Annotated in this window: 12 protein-coding genes; 5 read left to right on the top strand and 7 right to left on the bottom strand. The window is 72.1% G+C overall.

All coding sequences use genetic code 11. The annotated features are described in order from the left end of the window. The 5 genes from AB0M52_RS25040 to hypF form a co-directional block, all read left to right on the top strand. The coding region (locus AB0M52_RS25040) for a hypothetical protein (RefSeq protein ID WP_363958222.1) at positions 1 to 214 on the top strand (214 nt) is incomplete at its 5' end. A gap of 10 nt (positions 215 to 224) precedes the next feature. Next, a complete protein-coding gene (locus AB0M52_RS25035; protein ID WP_363958219.1) occupies positions 225 to 839 on the top strand; it encodes an SIS domain-containing protein in 615 nt (204 codons plus the stop codon). Next, the gene (locus tag AB0M52_RS25030) at positions 836 to 1,084 is read left to right on the top strand and encodes a HypC/HybG/HupF family hydrogenase formation chaperone (RefSeq protein WP_363958217.1); all 249 of its coding nucleotides are present in this window, start codon (positions 836 to 838) and stop codon (positions 1,082 to 1,084) included. Before AB0M52_RS25035 ends, AB0M52_RS25030 begins: the two co-directional genes overlap by 4 nt. Positions 1,085 to 1,160: 76 nt before the next feature. After that, entirely contained in the window at positions 1,161 to 1,826 is a 666-nt protein-coding gene (locus AB0M52_RS25025; protein ID WP_363958214.1) for an SIS domain-containing protein, read from the top strand. A gap of 10 nt (positions 1,827 to 1,836) precedes the next feature. After that, complete coding sequence (gene hypF / locus AB0M52_RS25020; RefSeq protein ID WP_363958211.1) at positions 1,837 to 4,110, top strand: carbamoyltransferase HypF; 2,274 nt, start codon at positions 1,837 to 1,839, stop codon at positions 4,108 to 4,110. Positions 4,111 to 4,169: 59 nt separating this feature from the next. On the opposite strand, the gene hypE is transcribed toward hypF, so the two are convergent. From hypE to AB0M52_RS24985, 7 genes are all read right to left on the bottom strand, one after another. Beyond that, positions 4,170 to 5,321 (bottom strand): hydrogenase expression/formation protein HypE, encoded by a 1,152-nt coding sequence (gene hypE / locus AB0M52_RS25015; RefSeq protein WP_363958208.1) that lies wholly within the window; start codon positions 5,319 to 5,321, stop codon positions 4,170 to 4,172. Beyond that, a complete protein-coding gene (gene hypD, locus AB0M52_RS25010) occupies positions 5,318 to 6,445 on the bottom strand; it encodes a hydrogenase formation protein HypD (protein ID WP_363958205.1) in 1,128 nt (375 codons plus the stop codon). Before hypD ends, hypE begins: the two co-directional genes overlap by 4 nt. 11 nt (positions 6,446 to 6,456) lie before the next feature. Further along, positions 6,457 to 6,729 (bottom strand): HypC/HybG/HupF family hydrogenase formation chaperone, encoded by a 273-nt coding sequence (locus tag AB0M52_RS25005; protein WP_363958202.1) that lies wholly within the window; start codon positions 6,727 to 6,729, stop codon positions 6,457 to 6,459. 146 nt (positions 6,730 to 6,875) lie between these two features. Further along, the gene (locus AB0M52_RS25000) at positions 6,876 to 7,079 is read right to left on the bottom strand and encodes a hypothetical protein (protein ID WP_363958200.1); all 204 of its coding nucleotides are present in this window, start codon (positions 7,077 to 7,079) and stop codon (positions 6,876 to 6,878) included. A gap of 14 nt (positions 7,080 to 7,093) precedes the next feature. Further along, a complete protein-coding gene (locus AB0M52_RS24995; protein WP_363958197.1) occupies positions 7,094 to 7,708 on the bottom strand; it encodes a DUF5947 family protein in 615 nt (204 codons plus the stop codon). Beyond that, positions 7,705 to 8,316: a hypothetical protein gene (locus AB0M52_RS24990; RefSeq protein WP_363958195.1), complete on the bottom strand. Its 612-nt coding sequence runs from the start codon at positions 8,314 to 8,316 to the stop codon at positions 7,705 to 7,707. Before AB0M52_RS24990 ends, AB0M52_RS24995 begins: the two co-directional genes overlap by 4 nt. Continuing rightward, the coding region (locus tag AB0M52_RS24985) for a nickel-dependent hydrogenase large subunit (RefSeq protein ID WP_363958192.1) at positions 8,309 to 9,192 on the bottom strand (884 nt) is incomplete at its 5' end. The genes AB0M52_RS24985 and AB0M52_RS24990, both read right to left, overlap by 8 nt.

Below are 9,192 nucleotides of genomic sequence, written 5' to 3'. Positions count from 1 at the left end.
CCGGTCGCTGATCTCCGTGTGGCAGACCGCCGGGGCGGGGCCGGCCCGCCGGTGCTACCAGCTCACCGCCAAGGGCCGCGACGATCTCCGGGCGTGGACCGTCCGGCTGGCGCAGCTCGACCAGGTCATCGACGCCTGTCTGCGCCGCTCGGCGGGTGCCCTGCAGGCAGCGCGGTCCGGCGCCGCGGACCGGTTCGCCGCGGCCCGACGGTGAACGGAGGAGCATGGAGTCGTCCGTGATGCCGGTGGTCGGCCGTGCGTTCGCCCGCCGGGTGGCACCGGCGCAGGCGGTCGCCGCCGACGCGGCGCAGATCGCGCGGGCCTGCTACGCGATGGCCGTGCGCTTCCACCGCGGCGGGAAGCTGATCGTCTTCGGCAACGGCGGGCCGGCGACCGACGCCCAGCACATCGTGGTGGAGTTCGTCCACCCGGTCATCGTGGGCAAGCGGGCGTTGCCGGCGATCTCGTTGACCAACGACGCCGCCACCCTCACCGGTATCGCCCGGGCGGAGGGCTTCGACGAGGTGTTCGCCGCTCAACTGCGCCTGCTCGCCGCGCCGGCGGACATCGCGCTCGGACTGTCCGTCGACGGCCGGTGCGCCAACGTGCGACGTGGCCTGGCGACGGCCCGCGACCTCGGTCTGCTCACCGTCGGGCTGCTCGGCGGCGACGGCGGCGACATCGCTCGGGAGGCCGTCGCCGACCACGTCGTGGTCGCCCGCTCCGAGGACCCGTGCATCGTCAAGGAGGTGCACGTGACGATCTATCACATCCTGTGGGAGCTGGTGCACGTGTTGTTCGAGCAGCCTGGACTGCTGGAGCCGGAGGCGGTCCGGTGACCCGGCAGCCCCTGCGGTTAGGCCCGCCGGCCAGCGTGCCGGAGTGCCACGACGAGGTGTGCATCACCTGTTCCGACGTGGCGGTCGCCGTCCGGGTCCGGGAGGTGCTGGCCGGCGGCCTGGCCATGGTCGACACCGAGGCCGGGCCGGAGGAGATCAGTGTCGCCCTGGTCGAGGCGGGACCGGGCGACGTCGTGCTGGTCCACGCCAAGGAGGCCATCGCCGTCGTGGAGAAGCTGTCATGAGCGAGTGCCAGCGAGCGAATCATCAGCACAGTGCGGCGGTGCCTCATGACGGCACGGAGCGCAGCGGAGTGCTGGCATGAGCGCCCGGGTCGAGGGCGCGATCGGGGCGCTCTACCCGTTTCTGGACACCCGACCGACCGACGTGGACGCGGTGCTCGCCGAGGTGGCGCGGTCCACCGCGGCGAAGGCGGCGGAGATCGTCGCGCTGCGCGAATCGCTGGTCGCCGAGCACGGGCAGCGCCTGGTCGACTGCGCCCGCCGGTGCGCCGCGGCCTTCCAGGCCGGCGGCACGCTGTACGCGTTCGGCAACGGCGGCAGCAGCACCGACGCGCAGGACGTCGCGCAGTTGTTCCTGCACCCACCGACGGCGGCCCGCCCGCTGCCCGCCATCTCGTTGACCCACGACGTCGCACTGATCACCGCGCTCTCCAACGATGTGGGGTTCGAGGTGGTCTTCGCCCGGCAGGTGGCGGCGTTCGGCCGGGCCGGGGACGTCGCGGTGGGCCTGTCCACCAGCGGCGGATCGAGCAACGTCCTGCGGGCGTTCGAGGAGGCGGCCCGGCGCGGCATGCTGACCGTCGGGATCGCCGGGTACGACGGCGGCCGGATGGCCGAATCCGAGTTCGTCGACCACCTGTTCGTGGTGCCGTCGGCATCGGTGCACCGGGTCCAGGAGGCGCAGACGACGGTCTACCACGTGCTCTGGGAACTCACCCAGCAGGCGTTGGCCGGCGACCTCTGACCGGGCTGCCATGGAGTTGGCCTGCGTACGGCGGGTGCACGTCCGGGTCGAGGGGATCGTGCAGGGGGTCGGTTTCCGCCCGTTCGTGCACGCGCTCGCCACCGAGTACGACCTGGCCGGCTTCGTCGGCAACGACACCGCGGGCGTTTTCGTCGAGGTCGAAGGGGACGGGGACCGGCTGACCGCCTTCGTGGCCGACCTCAGCCGGCGGGCACCGACCCTCGCCCAGGTCGACCGGCTCACCACCGAGCCGCTCCCGCCGACCGGCCAGCCCGGCTTCGCCATCGTCACCAGCGTCACCGGCGCCGGCCGGGATGCCCTCATCGCCCCGGACACCGCCACCTGCCCGGACTGTCTCGTCGAACTGGCCGACCCGGCGGACCGCCGGCACGGCTACCCGTTCACGAACTGCACCAACTGCGGCCCGCGCTTCACCATCGTCGAGGACCTTCCGTACGACCGCCGCACCACCACCATGGCCGAGTTCCCGCTCTGCGCCGGCTGCGCCGCCGAGTACGCCGACCCGAGGAACCGCCGTTTCCACGCCGAGCCGGTGTGCTGCCCCGCCTGCGGCCCCGCCCTCCGGTTCGTCACCGCCGACGGCACACCGGTGCCCGGCGAGCCGCTGGACACCGCCGTACGGTTGCTGCGCGAGGGGCGGATCGTCGCGGTCAAGGGCCTCGGCGGCTACCACCTGGCCACGAGAGCCGACGACGACCGAGCGGTCGCGACGCTGCGCGCCCGCAAGCACCGCGAGGAGAAACCGTTCGCGGTGATGGCCGCCGACCTGCGGGCGGCGCGCACCCTGGTCGACGTGGCACCGGCGGCCGAGCCGGTGCTCACCGGCGCCCGCCGTCCCGTGGTGCTGCTGCCGCGCCGCCCCGACGCCCCGGTCGCCGCGTCGGTGGCGCCCGGCAACCGCGACCTGGGCGTGCTGCTGCCGTACACGCCGCTGCACCAGCTGCTGCTCGGGCGGCTGGCCACGCCGATCGTGCTGACCAGCGGCAACGTCTCCGACGAACCCATCGCGTACCGGGACGACGACGCCCGCGGGCGGCTGGCGCCGATCGCCGACGGCTTCCTCGTGCACGACCGGCGGATCCACGTCCGGACCGACGACTCGGTGGTACGCGTGTTCCGGGGCCGCGATTTGCCGGTGCGGCGCTCCCGTGGCTACGTGCCCGCGCCGATCACCCTGCCCTGGCGGTTCGACCGACCGGTGCTGGCGTGCGGCGCGGAGCTGAAGAACACCTTCTGCGTGGCGAAGGGACGGCGCGCGTTCGTCTCGCACCACATCGGCGACCTGGAGAACTACGAGACGTTGCGGGCGTTCACCGACGGCATCGCGCACTTCACCCGGCTCTTCGACGTCCGGCCGGACGTCGTCGCCCACGACCTGCACCCCGAGTACCTGTCCACCAAGTACGCCCGGCAGCGCGACGACGTCGAGCTGTGCGGGGTCCAGCACCACCACGCCCACATCGCGTCCTGCCTGGCCGACAACGGCGAGCCCGGCCCGGTGATCGGCGTCGCCTTCGACGGTCTCGGGTACGGCCCGGACGACACCCTCTGGGGCGGCGAGCTGCTCGTCGCCGACCTGACCGGGTTCGAGCGGGTCGGTCACCTGGGCGCGGTGCCGATGCCGGGCGGGGCCGCGGCGGTGCGCGAGCCGTGGCGGATGGCGGCGGCCTACCTTGACGACCTCTACGGCGGCGCGGTACCGGATCTGCCGCTGTTGCGGCGGCACGAGCGGCAGTGGCCCGCGGTGGTGGCGCTGGCGCGGACCGGGACGAACTCTCCGCGTACCTCCAGTGCCGGCCGGCTGTTCGACGCCGTCTCGGCGCTGCTCGGCCTGCACGACCGCAACACGTACGAGGGGCAGGCCGCGATCGCCCTGGAGCAGCGGGCCGACCGGGACGAGCGGGGCGGCTACCCGGTCGAGGCGGGTGGCCCGGTGCCGCTGCGAAACGCCGGACGCGGCCTGGTCCGGTGCGTGGTCGAGGACCTGCTCGCCGACGTGGACCCGGGCCGGATCGCCGCGCGCTTCCACCACGGCCTGGCCGACGCCGTGGTCCGGGCGGCCGGAGCCGTCCGGGACCGCACGGGACTGGCCACCGTCGCGCTCTCCGGCGGGGTCTTCCAGAACGTGCTGCTGCTCGAGGCGGTGGTGAGCGGGCTGGAGCGGGACGGCTTCCGGGTGCTCGTGCACTCGCGGGTTCCGCCCAACGACGGCGGAATATCGCTCGGCCAGGCCGTGGTGGCCGCCGCCCGGCACCGCTCCTGAGATGTTAGGAGGGGGCCCCTCCTATACAGAAAGCGATAAGAAGGGGCCCTTCCTTGCACTCAGCAGATGCGGGGGAGCGGATCGCCGACCAGCATGTCGACCACCCGGGTGCCGCCGAACGCGGTCCGGAGCAGCACCATCCCGGGTGGATCGGCGGCGACGCGGCCGACGATGGCCGCGCCGTCGCCGAGCGGGTGGCCGCGCAGCGCCGCCACGGCGGCCTCCGCCTGCGTGCCGTCCACCACGGCCACCAGGCGGCCCTCGCAGGCCACGTAGAGCGGGTCGATGCCGAGCAGCTCGCAGGCGCCGGTCACGGCGGGACGCACCGGTACGGCGGACTCGTCGACGACGACGGCGAGCTGAGCCGCCTGCGCCACCTCGTTGAGGATGGTCGCCACGCCGCCCCGGGTGGCGTCGCGCAGCAGGCGTACGCCGGGAGCCGCGTCCAGCAGGGCGTCCACCAGAGCGGGCAGCGCCGCGGTGTCCGAGGCGAGGTCGGCGGCGATGTCCAGTTCGCCGCGGGCCAGCATGATGGTGACCCCGTGGTCGCCGATCGGACCGGAGACGACGACCGCGTCACCCGGGCGGATGCGCCCAGTGCCCAGGCTGACCGGCCGCTCCAGCACGCCGACGCCCGCCGTGTTGATGTAGCAGCCGTCGGCCTTGCCCCGCTGCACCACCTTCGTGTCCCCGGTGACCACCTGGACCCCGGCCCGCGCCGCGGCGGCGGCCATCGAGGCGGTGATCCGTCGCAGGTCGGCGACCGGAAAGCCCTCCTCCAGAATGAACCCGGCCGACAGCCACAGCGGCCGGGCACCGCTGACCGCGAGATCGTTGACGGTGCCGTTGACCGCGAGATCGCCGATGTCGCCACCCGGGAAGAACAGCGGCGACACCACGTACGAGTCGGTGGTGAAGGCCAGCCGGCCGGTGCCCACGGAAAGCACGGCAGCGTCGTCGAGCGCCTCCAGCGTCGGGTTGCGGAACGCCTCGACGAACAGTCCTTCGACCAGGCTGTGCGTCGCCTTGCCGCCCGCGCCGTGCGCGAGCGTGATCCGGCTCTCCCGGATCTTCGGCGCGCGCCGGCGGGCCCGTTCGATGCGCTTGAGCACCTGCTCCTCGGGCGACAGCCGCCCCGAGTCGCGATCGGTCGTCGCCTCCGCCTCGGCCACCGCGCGCTCGACCCATCCGGCGGTGCGTTCGGTCGTCATACCCGGGTCGCCTCCGTCAGCCGCTGCCGCGTGAAGCGGCCGAAGTTGTAGTAGGCCGCGCACGCGCCCTCGGAGGAGACCATGCAGGTGCCGATGGGCGTCTCCGGCGTGCAGGCGGTGCCGAACACCTTGCACTCCCAGGGTTTGAGCACGCCCTTGAGCACCTCGCCGCACTGGCAGGCCTTCGGGTCCGCCACGCGTACCCCGGGCACGTCGAAGATCTGCTCGGCGTCGTACGCCGCGTACTCGTCCCGCAACCGCAGCGCGGAGTGTGAGATGAAGCCGAGGCCGCGCCACTCGAAGTACGGCCGCAGCTGCATCACCTGGCCGATCGCCTCCAACGCCCGCAGGTTGCCGTCCCACGGCACCACCCGGGTGTACTGGTTCTCCACCTCGCAGCGCCCCTCAGCGAGCTGCCCGAGCAGCATGAAGACCGACTGCAGCAGATCCAGCGGCTCGAACCCGGCACACACCAGCGGTTTGCCGTAGTCGCGGGCGATGAACTCGTACGGTCGGCAGCCGATGACGGTGGAGACGTGCCCGGGCCCGATAAAGCCGTCGAGACGCAGGTCGGGTGAGTCCAGGATCGCCTTGATCGCCGGCAGGATGGTGACGTGGTTGCAGAACACCGAGAAGTTGTCGATGCCCTCGGCAGCCGCCCGCAGCACCGTCATCGCGGTCGACGGCGAGGTGGTCTCGAACCCGATCGCCATGAAGACCACCCGGCGGTCCGGGTTGGTGCGCGCGATCTTCAGCGCGTCCAGCGGCGAGTACACCATCCGGATGTCCGCGCCGGCCGCCTTGGCGTCCAGGAACGAACCGGTCCCGCCCGGGACCCGCATCATGTCGCCGAACGCGGTCATGATGACGCCCGGCTCGTTGGCGATGGCGATGGCGTCGTCCACCCGGCCCATCGGGATGACGCAGACCGGGCAGCCCGGGCCGTGTACGAGCGAGATGTTCTCCGGCAGGTAGTCCTCGATACCGTGCTTGTAGATGGTGTGCGTGTGCCCGCCGCACACCTCCATGAACTTGTACTGCCGTCCCGGCTCGCACAGCGCGGCGATCTGGGTGGCCAACGCCTGGGCCTTGTCCGCGTCGCGGTACTCGTCGACGAAACGCATCTGGTGATCCCCTAGCTGATGTCGGATTCGGCGAGCGCCTGCAACTCGTCGGTGTACGCCTGCCCGAGACCGGTCAGCAGCGCCAGCGTGGCGGCGGCCTCGGCTTCGTCGATCTTCGACATGGCGAACCCGACGTGGACCAGGACCCAGTCGCCGACGCCGACCTGGTCCGCTTCGAGCAGGCCGATGTTGACCGCCCGCCGGACGCCCACGACGTCGACGACGGCGAGATCGTCGTGACCGGCCTTGAGTTCGACGATCTCCCCCGGGATACCTAGACACATCGGCTCGTTCGGCCTTTCCCGTTCACATTTTCGCGATCTTGAGGTAGCGCCGCAGTGCGGGCAGTTCCTTCCAGAACAGCCCGACCACGGCGACGCCGGCCAGCAGCGCCAACAGCTTCCGCATAGCTCACCTCCTTCGGGCCCGCTCAGCCGGGCGGCAGGTTCGGCATGGTCGGCAGGATCGGGCCGTGCTCCTTGGGCCGGATGCCGGTCGACCGGCGGGCATCCACCGACCCGTCATCGTGATGGCCCGTCTGTGGCCTCCTGCGCGAGTTGCCCTCCTCGACGCCCTTGGTGTGCGCCGGCGCGTCGAGTTCCACATCGGGATCGCCCACTCGGATCTCGCCCACTTCCGCCCCCTCCATCAGTCGTTGCCGGGCGGCCGACCATGCCGTCGACCCAGGTCGTCGAAGAACCCGGCGATCTCCCGCCACACCGCGCTTCCCCCCGACATGCCCGTCCAGTGCTGCCGGATGAGCGCCACCAGCCGGAAGCAGTCGTCGACCGGCACCACCCACTGCTGGCCGCCGCCGCGCGGCGTGCCGGTCCACACCAGGAACGCCTCGACCCGCGGCTTCAGCTCGGCCAGCGCGGCTGATCGCGCCTCGACGGCCCGCCAGGCATCGGCATCGATCTCCGATTCCGTGGTGCCCAGCGGGCTCGGGTAGTGCCCGAGTACCCGGCCGTCGGGTTGCCTGACGAAGAAGACCAGGCCGACCGGCACGCCGAGTTCGTCGGCGGAGAGGCCGGTCAACGGTCGGCCCTGGGCGGGCACGAGCTGATACCGGCCGGCACCGGCCGCCTCGCGTTCGAACAGCAGGGAGCACGGTGTGCAGGCGCACATCAGCTCCCCGTCCTGCTCGTCCCACACGTGCCGGTGCTCGGGACCGACCGGCCCGGCGCACATGCCGCAGCGCTCGGCCGCCGCCGAACGCTGCCCCGCCCGGCGGATCGCCCGCTGTAGCGCGCCCGCGGTCATGCCGTGCCACCCAACGCCAGCGGCCCCGCGGCTCGCCCCACCTCGCTCGTCGTCGCCGGCTCGGGCCGGTCCGGCCGCTGCCACAGGGTGCTGACCGGGATCAGCGCCGGAGCCGGCGCGGGCGCCACCACGTCGACGGCGGACAGTTCCGGCGCGAACGTCAGCACCTGCTCCCGTACCAGGTCCCGCAGGGCCGCGCCGCCACCGCCGCACGATCTCGCGGACAGGCTGATCCGCGCCACCTCGTCCTGGACACCGATCAGCGCGATCTCGGCGCCCTGCGCCTGTAGCTGCGGCCGGAGGTCGTCGACCGCCCGGGCCACCCGCCGGTCCAGCGGGTCCGGGTGGATGCGGTGCAACAGCAGCAGGTGCCGCAGCAGCTCGTCGCCGGTGAGCCGGTCGAGCGCGCGGGGACTGCCGGCGGTGAGGTCGGTGACCCGGGCCAGCGCCTCGCCGTACACCTCGGTCAGCATCTCGACGGCTTCCAGCGCCAGCTCGGCGGTGCGGCCGGGGGTCTGCTCGAGCTGACTGAGTACGGCGTCCAGGCGGGCCAGCCGTGGCTCGACGGCGGTGTCGTCGAGCCGCGGACTGGCCGGCGGCTCAGCCATGCGACGCGCCGAACATCGGTGAGTGGATCTTCTTGAGGGTCTGACCGCCGCCGACGTACATGTGCACCCCGCACGGCAGGCAGGGATCGAAGCTGCGCACCGCCCGCATGATGTCGACACCCTTGAAGTTGTCCGGGCCGTTCTCCTCGAAGATCGGGGTGTTCTGGATCGCGTCCTCGTACGGCCCGGGAGTGCCGTAGCTGTCCCGGGGGCTGCCGTTCCAGGGTGTCGGCGGGTACGGGTGGTAGTTGGCGATCTTGCGGTCCCGGATCACCATGTGGTGCGACAGGATGCCCCGGACGGCCTCGTGGAAGCCGCAGCCGATGGCCTCGTCCGGCACGTCGAACTCGGTGAACACCCGCATGTCGCCGCCGCGCATCCGCTCCATCGCCCGTTCCAGGAAGTACAGCGACATCGCCGCGGCGTACGCGATGAAGTAGGCCCGGGAGCGGTCCCGCTCCAGCGCGTTGGACCAGCGCGGGATCTTCCACTCCAGCGTCATTTCGGGCAGCCGTGCGCTCTTCGGCAGCAGGATCTGCACACTGTGCCCGGTCGACTTGACGTACGGGGTGTCGACCAGCTTCGCCAGTGCCGTGGTGTACAGCCGGGCGAAGCAGCCACCGCCGGTGTCCAGCGCGAGATGCTGCCCGCTGCTCTTGTCGAACCAGCGGGGGCTCATCACCCAGCTGTACCGGTCGTTGAAGTCGCGCTTGCCGGGATCCGGGAGGGTGGTCTGGTTCCAGGGGTGGCGGATGTCGACCGGATTGCCGAGCGGGTCGTACTTGACGAACGGCTCCTCCTCGCCGGCCCAGTCCTTGTAGTAGGAGCTGCCGAGCAGGATCCGGATGCCCAGGTTGATGTCGACCAGGTCGGTGG

Origin of the sequence: Micromonospora sp. NPDC051296 (genome assembly GCF_040682255.1) — a bacterium.
Taxonomy (GTDB): domain Bacteria; phylum Actinomycetota; class Actinomycetes; order Mycobacteriales; family Micromonosporaceae; genus Micromonospora; species Micromonospora craterilacus.
The sequence above is the reverse complement of the archived record's forward strand: the minus strand, read 5'-3'. Positions and strand labels throughout refer to the sequence as shown.